Raw genomic sequence first — 15,547 nt, 5'->3', positions numbered from 1 at the left:
TTTGGAGCAGCGTCCGCCGTGCCCGACCATGGCTTCCGCTCGGCGATCCCGGGCACCTGGCACGACGAGAGGCGCACCACCCCATGCACGACACCGGAACCGCACCGCCGTCGGCTCCGGCCCCCGAACAGGTGGAACCGGCGCAGGCGCGGAGCAAGCACGCCCGGAGCTTCGGGCTCCCGATCGCCACCTGCCTCGTGATGGGCAACATCATCGGCGGCGGCATCTTCCTGCTCCCGGCCTCCGTCGCACCCTTCGGCACGATCAGCCTCGTCGCCTTCGGCATCCTGACCGCGGGGGCGATAGCCCTGGCGCTCGTCTTCGGACGCCTCGCAGAGCGCGACCCGCGGACCGGCGGCCCGTACGTCTACACACGTGAGGCCTTCGGTGACTTCGCGGGATTCATCGCCGCCTGGTCGTACTGGATCACCACCTGGGTCTCCAACGCCGCCCTCGCCGTCGCCGCCGTGGGGTACCTGGACGTGCTCGTCCCCGTCAACGAGCACAAGTGGACCGCCTGCCTCGCCGCCCTGGCCCTGCAACTCCTGCCGGCCCTCGCGAACTTCGCGGGCACGCGGTACGTCGGCGCGGTCCAGCTCGTCGCCACCGTACTGAAGTTCCTGCCGCTGCTGCTCGTCGCGGTCGGCGGGCTCTTCTTCTTCGACAGCGCCAACCTCGGGCCCTTCCAGGCGAGCGACGACAGCCCGGTCGGCGCCGTCTCGGCGTCCGCCGCCATCCTGCTCTTCTCCTACCTGGGGATCGAGTCCGCCGCCGTCAGCGCCGGTGAGGTGCGCGATCCGCGCCGCAACGTCGGGCGGGCCACCATCTTCGGCACGCTCGGCGCCGCCCTGGTCTATCTGCTCGGCACGCTCGCCGTCTTCGGCACCGTCGCACACGACAAGCTGGTGGGCTCCACCGCGCCCTTCTCGGACGCCGTGAACGTCATGTTCGGCGGCTCCTGGGGCGGCACCGCGGTCGCGCTCGCCGCGCTGGTCTCGATGGTCGGCGCCCTCAACGGCTGGACGCTGCTGAGCGCCCAGACGCCGTACGCGGCCGCGAAGGACGGGCTCTTCCCGAGCGCGTTCGGCAGGAAGAAGCGGGGCGTGCCGACCGTCGGCGTCCTCGTCACCGTCGTCCTCGCCTCCCTGCTGACCGTCTACAACTACACGGCGGGCTCCGGCGGCGTCTTCGAGTCCCTCGTCCTGATCACCACGTTCACGGCGACCGTGCCCTATCTGCTCGCCACCGTCGCGCAGATCTACTTCCTCGTCTCCGGGCAGCGCGAGCGCGTCCACCGCGGGCGCCTCGTGCGGGACGCGGTCCTCGCGGGGATCGCGTTCGGGTTCTCCATGTGGCTGGTCGCCGGGTCCGGATACGCGGCCGTCTACCAGGGCGTGCTGTTCCTCTTCGTCGGCGTGCTCGTGTACGCGGTGATGGCGGCCCGCAAGCAGCGGGCCGCCACCGTGAACGGCTGATCCTTCTCTCAACCCCTACCTCTGAACCCCTACCTCGCCAGCGGGGCGACGACCCAGCGCTGGGTCCGGAACATGCTGTCCCGCGCACCGATCTCGATCAGCTTGCGGGCCGCCGGGTACGCCTCGTTGCCCTCCAGTTCGTAGCCGACCTCGAAGGTGCCGGGCACGTCCTGGACCCGCGGCTCCTGCTGGGCCGCCGCGCCCCGCTGCTGCGACGCGCCGGCGGTGACCGCCGTGAGGTGGGCGAGCAGCGTCTTCTGCGCCGTGTCGAGGGCCTTGCGCGGGTCGCGCTCCAGCGCCGCCGCCGCGGGCTTGCCGCCCTTGGGCTCGGGCGGTGCGACATCCGTGCTCGGCTCGCGTGTGACGCCGGTGGCCTCGCGGGTCGCGATCTGCGACTGCACGACGGTCCCGTCGTTGTCGAGACCGACGCGGATCAGGCCGCGGCCCGGCGTGATGACGGGCACGCCGTCGAAGACCTGCCGGAACGTCACATGCGTCTCCAGGGAGACCGGGCGCCCGACCTCGGAGCCGTCCTTCGTCCCGGAGTTCTGCATCAGGTCGTGCACGCTGTCGACGACCAGCTCGGCGCCGTCCGCGTGCCGCTCGGCGAACGCGCGCGCCGCCGCGACCGCGCGGTCGGTGGGCAACTGCTGGGTGTTGCGGTGGTTGGGCTCGGCGAGCCTGACCCACCGGATGCCCTGCGGGCCGGTGGAGATGACACGGTCGCCGGAGGTCGCGTTGAGCACGCCCTGCCGCTCGACCTGGACCTCTTGCAGCGCCGCCGACGGGAAGTCGGCCAGCTGCCCCAGCCGGGCGAGTTCCCCGCTCGGGTCGCGGGGCGCGAGCTGCACGATCTGCTGCTGCCCGGGGAGCTGGGTGAGCGGCTCCCTGACGCCTTCGCGGGCGTAGTACCAGCGCCACGCGTACCAGTTGTCCGGCACGTGCTCGCGGTAGAAGTTCCGCTCGGTGTTGAGTCGGTTGACGGCCTCGGCCTGGGTGGCGCCGGCCGCGGCGACCGAGGGCGCCTGGCCGTGGTAGATGTCCCAGCTGGCGTTCAGCCAGGCGTCGCAGTACGTCTGGCCGGCCCGCCACTTCTCCCAGAACTTCCTTCCGTAGTCCGGGCTGTCGATGCTGACCGTCTCGAACCCGAAGATCATACGGAAGCCGATGTTGGGTCCGGCCCACGTGCGGACCGGGGAGTGGCCGCCGGTCACCTTCAGCGAGTCGCAGGTCGACCAGAAGACGTAGTTCGCCTTCTCGTTGCCGAGGGCCATCCGGTTGGAGACGGCGTCGCTGCGGCCGTCCCAGACGGCGCCGAGCGGGGCGAAGAAGACGCCGTTGCCGTCCATGCCGCCGTGGCCCGAGTGGTAGACGGCGCAGACCGCGTCCATGCCGTACCGGTCCTGCCAGTTGTCGTAGGTCTCCTCGTACGCCCACACCTGCGCGCCGCCGTCGGCGAACCAGAAGTTGCGGTCGTAGAACTGCTGGAGGTACGCCAGCCAGCCAGTGGCATCGGCGTGCGTGTGGTACAGCGGCGACTGGTTGACGAACTTCTGGATGCTGAAGGCACCCCACCAGCCGAAGGTCGAGTCCCGCTCACCCGTCGCTCCGGGCTTCTCCGGTTCCAGCGGGGAGGGACCGCGGTCCGAGTAGTTGATGCGCATGGCCATACCCCCTGAGAGGATCTCCTCGCTGTCGTGCGCGAGGGGGCCTCAAAGTGTCACCGCCGACGCGCCTTGCACAGTTGCCATTCCGGCCATAGGGCCCCCGCCACGGCGCCCTCCCCGCACCTCACGGAACCCTGTGGCGCGGCGGCCCACACAATGTGTTCGTATCGGCCGACGCGTACCTGCGCCCTTTCCTCGAACATCTCCGAAGCGCCGGATCGCCCCGCGCGGCCCGTTTCCACCCCGGGATTCCCGGCACCGAAAAGGCCGGCCCCGGCGGGGGAGGAGCTGGATCGGGTGACGAGCGCCGTGACGTTGTCGGTTTCCGATCGTTTGATTGACGTGACTCACGGCTATCTTTTCCGCCACGACGTGGCTTTGGAGCCCGACCCCTTCATGACCCGTATGCGGCGGGAGGAGCCCATCGCCCGGGTCGACATGCCCTACGGCAGCGGCTCATGCTGGCTGGTGACCCGCTATGCCGACGTCCAGTTGGTGACCTCCGACCGACGGTTCAGCCGGGCCGCGCTGGTGGGCGAGGACTTTCCAAGGATCACGCCTGCGCCGATCGCGCAGAGCGAGGCGATCAACCTGATGGACCCACCGGTGCTGAACCGCATCCGCCGGCTCGCCACGCACGCCTTCGGGCCCCGCCAGCTCGACCGGCTGGCCCCCTGGGTGCGGGCGAAGGTGGACGAGTGCCTGGCCGCCATGGAGGCGGCCGGGCCACCGGCCGACGTCGTCTCGCACTTGGCGGACCGTCTGCCGCTGGCCACCATCTGCGAGCTCCTCGACATCCCCGCGCCGGACCGGCCGCAGCTGCGCGCCTGGGCCATGGCGATGATGGCCATGACCCCCGACAGCCGGAGCGCCGCCGCCGACGCCAAGCAGCAGCTGCGCGCCTATTTCGACGAGCTGACCGCCCGTCGGCGCGCCGAACCCGGCGAGGACCTGCTCAGCGCGCTCGCGACCGCCCGGATCGGGGACGAGAGACTCACCGACGCCGAACTGTCGGTGCTGGCCATGCTGCTGACGATCACCGGGCACGACACCACGACGTACGACATCAGCAACTTCACTTTCACCCTGCTCACCCACCCGGCGCAGTTCGGCCGGCTACAGGAAGCGCCGGAGCTGTTGGACCAGGCGATCGAGGAGCTGCTGCGCTACGTCCCCTTCCGCCAAGGGGTCGGAATCCCTCGTGTCGCCCTCGAAGACGTCACCATCGACGGCGTGACCATCCGTGCCGGCGAGACGGTCCACGTCTCCTATCTCACCGCCAACCGCGACGAGCTGGCGTACGACCGCCCCGACGAACTCGATTTCGAACGGCCCTCCCCGCCCGCGCACCTGGCCTTCGGCTACGGCATGCACCACTGCCTGGGATCCCATCTCGCCCGCCTGGAGCTGCGCACCTCGATCGGCAGCCTGCTGTCCCGGTTCCCCACTCTGCGCCTGGCCGTACCGGTGGAGGAGGTGCGCTGGAACACCCAGTCGATCTGGCGCTATCCCCTCGCGCTGCCGGTCGCGTGGTGAGCGCGATGCCGACTCTGTGCCGGCCCCATGTCGCCGTCCCCGAACACGTCGTCACGGCCGAGCAGACCCTCCATCTCGCCCGTACCCTGCACGCGGGGCACCCGCAGCTCGACCTGGCCCTGCGGCTGATCGCCAACACCGGAGTACGGACCCGCCATCTCCTCCAGCCACTGGAGGCGACCCTGAAACACCCCGGGTTCGAGAAACGCAACCTCCTCTACGAGAAAGAGGCGAAGGTACGCCTGCCACCGGTCATCGAGACCGCGCTGGAACACGCGGAGCTCACGGTCCACGACATCGACATGATCATCTACGTGTCGTGCACCGGATTCATGATGCCGTCGATGACGGCGTGGCTGATCAACAGCATGCGGTTCCGGCCCGACACCCGCCAACTGCCCATCTCGCAGCTGGGCTGCGCGGCCGGCGGCGCGGCGGTCAACCGCGCACACGACTTCTGCACCGCCTACCCCGAGCGCAACGTGCTCATCGTCTCGTGCGAGTTCTGCTCACTCCTCTACCAGCCGACCGACCTCGGCGTCGGCAGTCTGCTCTCCAACGGCCTCTTCGGCGACGCCATGGCCGCCGTCGTCGTACGAGGCCAAGGCGGACACGGAGTCCGTCTTGAGCACAACGCCTCGCATCTGGTCCCCGACACCGAGAGGTGGATCTCCTACGCGGTCCGTGACACCGGATTCCACTTCCAGCTCGACAAACGCGTACCCGGCACCATGGGGGTACTGGCACCGGCCATGCGCGACATGGCCGCCCCCCACGCCTGGGACGTCGCCAACCTCGACTTCTACCTCGTCCACGCCGGGGGCCCCCGTATCCTCGACGACCTCAGCCGCCTCCTGGACCTTCCTCCGCGGATGTTCAGGCACAGCCGCAGCACCCTCACCGAACGCGGCAACATCGCCAGTGCCGTCATCTTCGACGCCCTCGCCCGGCTCTTCGCCGAAGGCGGCCCGCCGCACGGAGGACAAGGACTCATCGCGGGGTTCGGGCCCGGGATCACGGCCGAAATGGCCCTGGGCAGATGGGCGGCACCGCGCCGACCGCAGTCCGAGCCCGGACTTTCCGGCGCCGGGCTGCGCTAAGGCGCCGGATTCGTCGCGATGCCGGTGCGGCGGACCCGCTCCGTCACTCCGCCGGGCCCCGGGGAACCAGCTCCCGGGCACCGCCGTCGTCGTCGCGCACGATCTCCATCAGCCCGACGACCGCGTCGCGGTTGACGGGACCCAGGACTCGCGGAAACAGAACCGCGGGCCCCTGGGCGAGAGGCGAGCCCGCGGCAGGGGCCACCCACTTCACCTCGGCGCCGAGCTTCCTCTCGTCGATGAGCAGGGCGACGAGAGGACCGGCCGTCCGACTGTGGAAGCGGGTAGCGGCCGCCAGGATCGCTTCCTCGTCGGGCGAGCAGTGCACGGACCCGTCCTTCGCCAACGACCCGGGCGCGTAGGGCAGCTCGGGGTCGGAAAGCCAGTCGTCGAGAGCGGCTACGTGATAGATCATGGGCCAGTTATAGCGGTCACGGTTCGTCCATGGGGCTCGGACGCATTCGTCCGGGCGACGCGGCGCCACTAACGTGCAACAGAGCCGAACCTGAGGTTGACGGCTCCGGAACGTCGGTCGGCCCCGTGGCCCGTTTGCATGCCGAGTGTGATCGGATGGTGGCAACGGAACTTCCGATCACGGAACCGCACTGAAGGGAACTGCATCGTGGCAACCACGCGCTCCGCGCACACGGTCTGGGAGGGCTCTCTCACGGAGGGCTCGGGCATGGTCACCTTCGACTCCTCCGGCATCGGCGAGCAGGCGGTGTCCTGGCCGTCGCGCGCCGAGGAGGCGAACGGCAGGACCAGCCCGGAGGAGCTCATCGCCGCCGCGCACTCCAGCTGCTTCTCCATGGCGCTGTCGCACGGCCTGGCCGGCGCCGGCACCCCGCCGAGCCGCCTCACCACGTCGGCCGACGTGACCTTCCAGCCGGGCACCGGCATCACCGGCATCCACCTCACCGTCGAGGGCACCGTGCCGGGCATCGACGAGGCCACCTTCGTCTCGGCCGCCGAGGACGCCAAGGCCAACTGCCCGGTGAGCCAGGCGCTGACGGGCACGACCATCACGCTCTCGGCCAAGCTGGGCTGAAGCGACGCCCGTTGACGATGCCGTCACCCCGCCTCCGATCGGGTGCTGGGTGGTGGCATTGTCGTGTCCGGGCATTGACAAGAGCCCGCTCAAGTTTTGTGATGGAGTACGGAGTAGACCTGGATACGGGGGACATTGGGCTCGCGGCGGAAGGGACTGGACCATGGCACGTGCGGTCGGGATCGATCTCGGGACGACGAACTCAGTGGTGGCCGTGCTGGAGGGCGGTGAGCCCACCGTCGTGGCCAACGCGGAGGGCGCGCGCACCACACCGTCGGTCGTCGCCTTCGCGAAGAGCGGCGACGTCCTGGTGGGCGAGGTCGCCAAGCGGCAGGCGGTCACGAACGTGGAGCGCACCGCGCGCTCCGTCAAACGGCATATGGGCGACGGCGGCTGGCGCTTCCCGGAGAGCGGCTCCGTGGACGGCACCCGCTACACCGCGCAGGAACTCTCCGCGCGCGTCCTGCAGAAACTCAAGCGCGACGCCGAGTCCTACCTCGGTGAGGACGTCACCGACGCGGTGGTCACCGTGCCCGCGTACTTCGACGACACCCAGCGCCAGGCCACCAAGGAGGCCGGTGAGATCGCGGGGCTCAACGTCCTGCGCATCATCAACGAACCGACGGCGGCGGCCCTCGCGTACGGCCTGGACAAGGGCGACGACCAGACCGTCCTCGTCTTCGACCTGGGCGGTGGCACCTTCGACGTCTCGCTCCTGGAGATGGGCGAGGGCGTCATCGAGGTCAAGGCCACCAACGGCGACACCCAGCTGGGCGGCGACGACTGGGACCAGCGGATCGTCGAATACCTGGTGCGGCAGTTCAAGAACGGGCACGGCGTGGACCTCGGCAAGGACAAGATGGCGCTCCAGCGCCTGAGGGAGGGCGCCGAGAAGGCGAAGATCGAGCTGTCCTCCTCCAGCGAGACGGACATCAACCTCCCCTACATCACGGCGTCGTCCGAAGGGCCTCTGCACCTGGCCGAGAAGCTGACGCGCGCCCAGTTCCAGGAGCTGACGTCCGACCTGCTCGACCGCTGCAAGGAGCCCTTCCACCAGGCCGTCAAGGACGCGGGCGTCAAGCTGTCGGCCATCGACCACGTGATCCTGGTCGGCGGCTCCACCCGGATGCCGGCGGTGAGCGAACTGGTCAGGGAACTCACCGGGAAGGACCCGCACAAGGGCGTCAATCCCGACGAGGTGGTGGCGCTCGGCGCGGCCCTGCAGGCCGGTGTGATCCGGGGCGACGTCAAGGACGTACTCCTTCTCGACGTGACCCCGCTGTCCCTCGGTATCGAGACCAAGGGCGGCATCATGACCAAGCTCATCGAGCGCAACACCACGATCCCCACCCGCCGTTCGGAGACCTTCTCCACCGCCGAGGACAACCAGCCCTCGGTCGGCATCCAGGTCTTCCAGGGCGAGCGGGAGATCGCCGCGTACAACAAGAAGCTCGGCGTCTTCGACCTGACCGGGCTGCCGCCCGCCCCGCGCGGCGTCCCCAAGATCGAGGTCACCTTCGACATCGACGCCAACGGCATCATGCACGTCTCGGCGAAGGACGAGGCCACGGGCCGCGAGCAGCGCATGACGGTGACCGGCGGCTCCGCGCTGCCCAAGGACGACATCAACCGCATGGTCCGCGAGGCCGAGCAGCACGCGGAGGAGGACCGCAGGCGGCGCGAGGCCGCGGAGACCCGCAACCAGGCCGAGCAGCTTGTCTACCAGACGGAGCGGTTCCTGCGGGAGAACGGGGACAAGGTCCCCGCGGACACCAAGGGCGAAGTCGAGGCGGCGGCAACGGAGTTGAAGGGCCTCCTCAAAGATCGCCCCGACGACACGGCGGCCCTGCGCGCCGGCGCCGAGAAGCTGGCGACGGTCAGCCAGAAGATGGGCCAGGCCATGTACGCGGCTTCTGGCGGGGGCGCCCAGGAACAGACGGAATCCACCGGTGCCTCCACCGATTCCGCCGCCGAGGAAGGCGTGGTGGACGCCGAGATCGTGGACGAGGACGACAAGGGCAAGGACGGCCAGGGCAAGGACGGCCAGGGCAAGGACGGCCAGGGCAAGGCGCCGTAGGCCCTAGGACCCCGTCCGTTCCCAGCCGCGCCGCTCCGGCCGCGCGCCCAGCCGCTTCGGGTCCCGGGCGCGGTAGACCACGTACGGGCGGAAGAGGTACTGGAGCGGCGCGCTGAACATGTGGATCAGTCGGGTGAACGGCACCAGGGCGAACAGCACCATTCCGACCACCGCGTGGATCTCGTACAGCACGGGCACGCCCGTCATCGCGTCGATGTCGGGCCGGAGCGTGAAGAGGCTGCGCGCCCAAGGGGCGATGGACTCGCGGTAGTCGTAGCCGTCGCCCGACGAGTGCGTCAGCTTGGCGACCATGCCGAGGACGATCGACGCGAACAGCACCAGGTACATCAGCTTGTCGTTGGCGGTCGTCGCGCGGAACACCGGCGTGTTGGTCCGGCGCCGGTAGAGCAGCAGCAGGATGCCGAGGACGAGCAGGACCCCGGCCGCCGTGCCGCCGTACAGCGAGAACAGGTGGTACGTGTGCTCGCTCACCCCCGCCTTGTCCGTCCACGACTCGGGGAGGAACAGGCCCACCAGGTGCCCGACGAGCACGAAGAGGATGCCGTAGTGGAACATCGGTGAGGCGATGTTGAGAAGCCTGGACTCGTAGACCTGTGACGAGCGGGTCGTCCAGCCGAACTTGTCGTAGCGGTAGCGCCAGATCGTGCCCGCGACGAGCAGGACGAAGGCGATGTAGGGGAGGGCGCCCCACAGCAGCGTTTTCATCAGTGCTCCCCGATGAGTGCGAAGGGTTCGAGGCCGACGTCCTCGCGCGGCGGCCCCGAGCGGGCGAGCGCGAGCGCCTCGGCGCGGTCCTTGGGCGTGGGGCCCGGCAGGCTCGCGCACACCGCTTCCAGCACGCCCGCGTACGGCGTGCCGAAGTCGCCGAGCGCGAGCCGCAGCAGCTCGAGGCCGCCGCGGTTCTCCAGGAGCAGCACAGGGCCCGCGCGGGCGGAGAACTCCAGGACGGCGGGGAGGAAGTCCGGCAGCTCCTCGCCGCTGAACTCCAGGCCGTGCGCGCGGTAGACCTCCTTGAAGCGGACCAGGGCCATACCGCGCCGCCGGGTGTCGCCCTCCCGCCACCAGCTCAGATACAGGCTGTGCCGGTTCTTGAAGTCGAAGACCTTCACGTAGTGCGCCGCGAGTTCCCCGGGGTCCGTTGCGGTGGCGTACGTCAGGAAGTCGCCGAGCCCGGCGGGAGCGGCGGCCCGCAGCAGCGGGAGCCGCTCCTGGAACTCCTCGTCCGGGTAGGCGAGGCAGAGCGCGGCGGCCTGGTGGAGCACGGCGTGCGGAGTCACTGGGCGTCCTCCTCGGCCGCGTGGGCCTTCTCGGCCGCGCTCGGCTGCTCGTCCGCGGTCTGCCGGGCCCGCAGCGTGTGGAAGTTCTCGACGGTGACCAGCGGCAGCTGCCTGCGGCCCGAGTCCTGTCCGAACGGGCCGTCGCCGCCCGCGCCGGGGCCGCCCTCGTAATCGAGGCTGCACGAGTCCGAGAGTTCGGGGAGGGCCGACTCCTCCAGGCGCCGCGCGTCCGCGACGGCCGCGGTCGGGATGACGTACCGCTCCTCGTACTTGGCGATGGCCAGCAGGCGGTACATCTCCTCGATCCGCGGTCCCGTCAGCCCCACCGACCGCGCCACCTCGCTGTCGGGCGTGTCGCCGAGGTTGACGGCCCGCATGTGCGCGCGCATCGCCGCCAGTTTCTCCAGGGAGGAGCGGACCGGGCCGACGTCCCCGGCGGTGAAGATTTCCGCCAGGTATTCGAGGGGGATGCGCAGGGTGTCGATGGCGCCGAAGAGGTTCACGGCGTCCTCGCCGTCGTGCCCCGTCTCCGTCAGCGCGTCGACCACCGGCGACAGCGGCGGGATGTACCAGACCATCGGCATGGTGCGGTACTCCGGGTGCAGGGGGAGCGCCACCTTGTACGTGCTGATCAGGGCGTACACGGGGGAGCGGCGCGCCGCCTGGATCCAGTCGTACGAGATCCCGGCCCGCTCGGCGTCGCGGCGCACCTCTGGGTCCTCCGGGTCGAGGAAGACGTCCAACTGCGCCTGGTACAGCTTGTGTTCATCCGGCTCGGAGGCCGCGACCGTCACCTTGTCGGCGTCGTACAGGATCACCCCGAGATAACGCAGGCGGCCCACGCACGTCTCCGAGCAGACCGTCGGCAGGCCCACCTCGACGCGCGGGTAGCACATCGTGCACTTCTCGGCCTTGCCGGTGCGGTGGTTGAAGTAGACCTTCTTGTACGGGCAGCCGGTCACGCACTTGCGCCAGCCCCGGCAGTGGTCCTGGTCGACGAGGACGATGCCGTCCTCCGTCCGCTTGTACATCGCGCCGGACGGGCAGGACGCCACGCACGACGGGTTGAGGCAGTGCTCGCAGATGCGGGGCAGATAGAACATGAACGTCTGCTCGAAGGCGAACTTCACCTTGTCGGCGGCCTGTTGGCGGACCTTGGCGACCATCGGGTCCAGATGGCCGTGCTCGGTGGTGCCGCCGAGGTTGTCGTCCCAGTTCGACGACCACTCGATCTTCATCGGCTTGCCGGAGATCAGGGAGCGGGGCTCGGCCACCGGGTAGTCGTCGCCGAGCGGGGCGTCGGTGAGGTTGCGGTACTCGTACGTCCAGGGCTCGTAGTAGTCCTTGATCTCCGGCAGCTTGGGGTTGGAGAAGATCTCCAGGAGCGACTTGACGCGGCCGCCGTTCTTCAGTTTCAGGGCGCCGCGCCGGTTCAGCTCCCAGCCGCCGCGCCACTTCTCCTGGTCCTCGTAGCGGCGCGGATAGCCCTGGCCGGGGCGGGTCTCGACGTTGTTGAACCAGACGTACTCCATGCCGTCGCGGTTGGTCCACGCCTGCTTGCAGGTGACCGAACAGGTGTGACAGCCGATGCACTTGTCGAGGTTCATCACCATCGCGATCTGAGCCATGACCCTCATCAGTACGTGACCTCCTGGCCGCGGCGGCGGATGACCGTCACCTCGTCGCGCTGGTTGCCCGTGGGGCCGAGGTAGTTGAACGCCCACGACAACTGTGCGTAACCGCCGATGAGATGGGACGGCTTGAGGATGAGCCGGGTCAGGGAGTTGTGGATGCCGCCGCGCCTGCCGGTGGTCTCCGCCTTCGGGACGTTCACGGTGCGCTCCTGCGCGTGGTGCATGTAGACCGTGCCGGCCGGCATGCGGTGCGAGACGATCGCCCGCGCCACCACGACGCCGTTGCGGTTGACCGCCTCGATCCAGTCGTTGTCCTTGACGCCGATCGCGTCCGCGTCCTGCGGCGCCATCCAGATGGACTGCCCGCCGCGAGACAGCGACAGCATGAAGAGGTTGTCCTGGTACTCGGAGTGGATCGACCACTTGTTGTGCGGGGTGAGGTAACGCACCGTCACTTCGCGTTCGCCGTCGGGCCCGAGGCGCGGCTCCCCGAAGAGGCGGTTCATGTCCAGCGGCGGCCGGTAGACGGGCATCGCCTCGCCCAGTTCGTGCATCCAGTCGTGGTCGATGAAGAAGTGCTGGCGGCCGGTGAGGGTGTGCCAGGGCTTGAGGTGCTCGGTGTTGAGCGTGAAGGCCGTGTAGCGGCGCCCGCCCGACTCGCTGCCCGACCACTCCGGCGAGGTGATCACCGGCACCGGGGCGGCCTGTGTGTCGGCGTACGTGATGCGCTTGCCCTCGTGCTCGGCGGCGAGGTGCGCCATCTCCTGGCCGGTCCGTTCCTCCAGGGTGCGGAAGCCCTGCGTGGCCAGGCGCCCGTTCGTCGTGCCGGACAGGGCGAGGATGGCGTTGGCCGCCTGCACGGCGGTGTTCAGGGCGGGGCGGCCGTCGGCGGGCCCGCCGAGCACCACGCCGTTGCGTTCCCTCAGCTCCTCGACCTCCCGGTCGGGGTGCAGGGCGATGCCCTTGGCCGGCAGCCCCAGCCGCTCCACCAGTGGCCCGAGCGCGGCGAACTTCGCACCGATCGCCGTGTAGTCGCGCTCCACGACCGCGAGGTTCGGCATGGTCCGGCCCGGTACCGGCTCGCACTCGCCCTTGCGCCAGTCCAGGACGACCCCGCCGGGCTGCGCGGTCTCGCCCGGCGTGTCGTGCTGGAGCGCGGTGGCGACGATGTCCCCGCGGACGCCGAGGTGGTCCACGGACAGCTCGCTGAGGCGCTCCGCGATCTCACGGAACGTGTCGAAGTCGGTGCGGGCCTGCCAGGGCGGGTCGACGGCCGGGGTGAAGGAGTGCACATAGGGGTGCATGTCCGTGGTCGACAGGTCGTGCTTCTCGTACCAGGTCGCGGCGGGCAGGACGACGTCCGAGAGCAGCGTGGAGGAGGTCTGCCGGAAGTCGAGGGAGACCAGCAGATCGAGCTTGCCCTCGGGGGCCTTGTCACGCCAAGTGACGGTCGAGGGGCGCTCGTTCGGTGCCGCTTCCTCGGCGCGCAGCGACGAATGCGTGCCGAGCAGGTGCTTCGTGAAGTACTCGGCGCCCTTCGCGGAGGAGCCGAGGAGGTTGGCGCGCCACAGGGTGAGGACGCGCGGCCAGTTCTCGGGGGCGTCCGGGTCCTCGCAGGCGAACTTGAGGGTGCCCGCCTTCAGTTCGTCGACGACATTGGCCACCGGATCGCCCGTCGTCTCCGCGAGGTCCAGGGGGTTGCGGTCGAACGTCGGGTACGACGGCATCCAGCCGCAGCGCGCCGACAGGGCGAGGCAGTCGGCGCCCGTCATCCCCGCGAAGCGGCCCTCGCCCAGCGGCGAGGAGAGCACGTCCGCGGCGAACTTGTCGTAACGCCACTGGTCGGTGTTGAGGAACCAGTAGGCGGTGCCGATCATCTGCCGCGGCGGCCTGCTCCAGTCGATGCCACCGGCCAGCGTCGCCCAGCCGGTGACGGGGCGGCACTTCTCCTGCCCGACATAGTGCGCCCAGCCGCCCCCGTTACGGCCCTGGCAGCCGGTCAGCTGGAGCAGCGCGAGGAAGGCGCGGTAGATCGTCTCGGAGTGGAACCAGTGGTTGGTCCCGGCGCCCATCAGGATCATGCAGCGGCCGCGCGACTTCTCCGCCGTCGCGGCGAACTCCCGTGCGATCCTGACGCACTTGGCGGCGGGCACGGAGGTGTGCGCCTCCTGCCAGGCGGGCGTGCCGGGCGCGTCCGCGTCGTCGTACGAGGAGGGCCATGTGCCCGGCAGCCCTTCGCGTCCGACGCCGTACTGCGCGAGGAGCAGGTCGAAGACGGTGGTGACCAGCGGCCCGTCCTGCCCGCCGAGCCGGGTGGCGGGCACCCCTCGGCGCACCACTTCCCCGCGGCCCTGGCCGTGCGGGCCGCCCTCGGTGTCGAAGCGGGGCAGCAGCACCTCGACGCCCGCCGCGACCGGTGAGCCGTGCAGTGACAGGAGCGGCTTGATGTCGCCGAGCTGCAGGTTCCACCGGCCCTTGCCGGACTCGGTCCAGCGGAAGCCGAGCGAGCCGTTGGGGACGGCGGGCCGCCCGGTGTTCTCGTCGAGCACGGCCGTCTTCCAGTCACCGCCTTCGCCGCCGTCGCCGAGGTCGGTGGCGCGCAGGAACTTCGCGGGTACGTACGCGCCGTCGCGCTCGGTCAGCGTCACCAGGAAGGGCAGATCGGTGAACTTGCGTACGTAGTCGGTGAAGAAGTCCGTCGGGCGGTCGACGAAGAACTCCTTCAGGACGACATGCCCCATCGCGATGGCCAGGGCCCCGTCCGTGCCGGGGTGCGGATGCAGCCACTCGTCGGCGAACTTGGCGTTGTCGGCGTAATCGGGCGCCACGACCACGACCTTCTGCCCGCGATAGCGCGCCTCGGCCATCCAGTGCGCGTCGGGGGTCCGCGTCACCGGCACGTTCGAACCCCACATCATCAGATACGCGGCGTCCCACCAGTCACCCGACTCCGGTACGTCCGTCTGGTCGCCGAAGACCTGCGGCGAGGCGACGGGGAGGTCCGCGTACCAGTCGTAGAAGGAGAGCATCGGCGCGCCGATCAGCCCCATGAAACGGGCGCCCGCCGCGTGCGACACCATCGACATCGCGGGGATGGGCGAGAAGCCGGCGACGCGGTCGGGACCGTACGTCTTGATCGTGTGGACGTGCGCGGCCGCGATGATCTCGACGGCCTCGTCCCAGCTCGCCCGCACCAACCCGCCCTTGCCGCGGGCCTGTTGGTAGGTCCGGCGCCGCTCGGGATCGCTCTGGAGGTCCGCCCAGGCCAGCACCGGGTCCTTGAGACGGGCCTTCGCCTCCCGATACATCTCAAGCAGGACGCCGCGCAGGTAGGGGTAGCGGACGCGGGTGGGGGAGTACGTGTACCAGGAGAACGCGGCGCCCCGGGGGCAGCCGCGCGGCTCGTACTCGGGGCGGTCGGGGCCGACGCTCGGGTAGTCCGTCGCCTGCGTCTCCCAGGTGATGATGCCGTCCTTGACGTACACCTTCCAACGGCAGGAGCCGGTGCAGTTCACGCCGTGCGTGGAGTTCACGACCTTGTCGTGGCTCCAGCGGTCCCGGTAGAAGGCGTCCGCGTCCCGGCCACCGGTCAGCGCGACGCTGTGCAGGTCGGGAGCGGTGGCGCCGCGCCGGAAGAACTTCCCCGCCCGCAGCAGGGCGGCGGCGGGCTCGGTCGTCTCTGTCACCGTGGAGCTCCCTAGGTCTGCCTTTC

Annotated in this window: 11 protein-coding genes; 5 read left to right on the top strand and 6 right to left on the bottom strand. The window is 69.9% G+C overall.

The window, feature by feature from the left end; genetic code table 11:
- Positions 1–83: 83 nt before the first annotated feature.
- Positions 84–1,475: an amino acid permease gene (locus ACWDZ7_RS13485; RefSeq protein ID WP_451796831.1), complete on the top strand. Its 1,392-nt coding sequence runs from the start codon at positions 84–86 to the stop codon at positions 1,473–1,475.
- A gap of 29 nt (positions 1,476–1,504) precedes the next feature.
- On the opposite strand, the gene ACWDZ7_RS13480 is transcribed toward ACWDZ7_RS13485, so the two are convergent.
- Positions 1,505–3,139 carry a DUF6345 domain-containing protein gene (locus ACWDZ7_RS13480; protein ID WP_451796830.1) on the bottom strand — a complete coding sequence of 545 codons (1,635 nt, stop codon included), beginning with the start codon at positions 3,137–3,139 and terminating at the stop codon, positions 1,505–1,507.
- Between the two features lie 399 nt (positions 3,140–3,538).
- Between ACWDZ7_RS13480 and ACWDZ7_RS13475 the strand changes: the two genes are divergently transcribed.
- Both ACWDZ7_RS13475 and ACWDZ7_RS13470 read left to right on the top strand, forming a co-directional pair.
- Positions 3,539–4,678: a cytochrome P450 gene (locus ACWDZ7_RS13475; protein ID WP_451796829.1), complete on the top strand. Its 1,140-nt coding sequence runs from the start codon at positions 3,539–3,541 to the stop codon at positions 4,676–4,678.
- A 5-nt stretch (positions 4,679–4,683) separates the two neighbouring features.
- Positions 4,684–5,778: a type III polyketide synthase gene (locus tag ACWDZ7_RS13470; RefSeq protein ID WP_451796828.1), complete on the top strand. Its 1,095-nt coding sequence runs from the start codon at positions 4,684–4,686 to the stop codon at positions 5,776–5,778.
- A 43-nt stretch (positions 5,779–5,821) separates the two neighbouring features.
- Here the strand turns inward: ACWDZ7_RS13470 and ACWDZ7_RS13465 are convergent, their stop codons facing one another.
- Positions 5,822–6,193 (bottom strand): DUF952 domain-containing protein, encoded by a 372-nt coding sequence (locus ACWDZ7_RS13465; protein ID WP_451796827.1) that lies wholly within the window; start codon positions 6,191–6,193, stop codon positions 5,822–5,824.
- 207 nt (positions 6,194–6,400) lie between these two features.
- Here ACWDZ7_RS13465 and ACWDZ7_RS13460 point away from each other — a divergent pair, with 207 nt between their 5' ends.
- Positions 6,401–6,826, top strand: coding sequence for an OsmC family protein (locus ACWDZ7_RS13460; RefSeq protein ID WP_451796826.1), 426 nt, complete (start codon positions 6,401–6,403; stop codon positions 6,824–6,826).
- 163 nt (positions 6,827–6,989) lie between these two features.
- The gene (gene dnaK / locus ACWDZ7_RS13455; protein WP_451796825.1) at positions 6,990–8,903 is read left to right on the top strand and encodes a molecular chaperone DnaK; all 1,914 of its coding nucleotides are present in this window, start codon (positions 6,990–6,992) and stop codon (positions 8,901–8,903) included.
- A gap of 3 nt (positions 8,904–8,906) precedes the next feature.
- Here the strand turns inward: dnaK and narI are convergent, their stop codons facing one another.
- Genes narI through ACWDZ7_RS13435 form a run of 4 tightly spaced genes read right to left on the bottom strand, consistent with a single transcriptional unit; the run spans position 8,907 to position 15,521 of the window.
- A complete protein-coding gene (narI, locus tag ACWDZ7_RS13450; protein ID WP_451796824.1) occupies positions 8,907–9,629 on the bottom strand; it encodes a respiratory nitrate reductase subunit gamma in 723 nt (240 codons plus the stop codon).
- Positions 9,629–10,201, bottom strand: coding sequence for a nitrate reductase molybdenum cofactor assembly chaperone (gene narJ, locus ACWDZ7_RS13445; protein ID WP_451796823.1), 573 nt, complete (start codon positions 10,199–10,201; stop codon positions 9,629–9,631). Before narJ ends, narI begins: the two co-directional genes overlap by 1 nt.
- Complete coding sequence (gene narH / locus ACWDZ7_RS13440; RefSeq protein WP_451796822.1) at positions 10,198–11,838, bottom strand: nitrate reductase subunit beta; 1,641 nt, start codon at positions 11,836–11,838, stop codon at positions 10,198–10,200. The genes narJ and narH overlap by 4 nt, the downstream gene beginning before the upstream one ends.
- Positions 11,838–15,521: a nitrate reductase subunit alpha gene (locus ACWDZ7_RS13435; RefSeq protein WP_451796821.1), complete on the bottom strand. Its 3,684-nt coding sequence runs from the start codon at positions 15,519–15,521 to the stop codon at positions 11,838–11,840. Before ACWDZ7_RS13435 ends, narH begins: the two co-directional genes overlap by 1 nt.
- Positions 15,522–15,547 lie beyond the last annotated feature (26 nt).

Source organism: Streptomyces sp. NPDC003032 (genome assembly GCF_053591415.1).
The sequence above is the reverse complement of the archived record's forward strand: the minus strand, read 5'-3'. Positions and strand labels throughout refer to the sequence as shown.

Coding starts and splice junctions, on each gene's coding strand:
- ACWDZ7_RS13485 (WP_451796831.1), top strand. CDS start 84: ATGCACGACACCGGAACCGCACCGCCGTCGGCTCCGGCCCCCGAACAG.
- ACWDZ7_RS13480 (WP_451796830.1), bottom strand. CDS start 3,139: ATGCGCATCAACTACTCGGACCGCGGTCCCTCCCCGCTGGAACCGGAG.
- ACWDZ7_RS13475 (WP_451796829.1), top strand. CDS start 3,539: ATGACCCGTATGCGGCGGGAGGAGCCCATCGCCCGGGTCGACATGCCC.
- ACWDZ7_RS13470 (WP_451796828.1), top strand. CDS start 4,684: ATGCCGACTCTGTGCCGGCCCCATGTCGCCGTCCCCGAACACGTCGTC.
- ACWDZ7_RS13465 (WP_451796827.1), bottom strand. CDS start 6,193: ATGATCTATCACGTAGCCGCTCTCGACGACTGGCTTTCCGACCCCGAG.
- dnaK (WP_451796825.1), top strand. CDS start 6,990: ATGGCACGTGCGGTCGGGATCGATCTCGGGACGACGAACTCAGTGGTG.
- narI (WP_451796824.1), bottom strand. CDS start 9,629: ATGAAAACGCTGCTGTGGGGCGCCCTCCCCTACATCGCCTTCGTCCTG.
- narH (WP_451796822.1), bottom strand. CDS start 11,838: ATGAGGGTCATGGCTCAGATCGCGATGGTGATGAACCTCGACAAGTGC.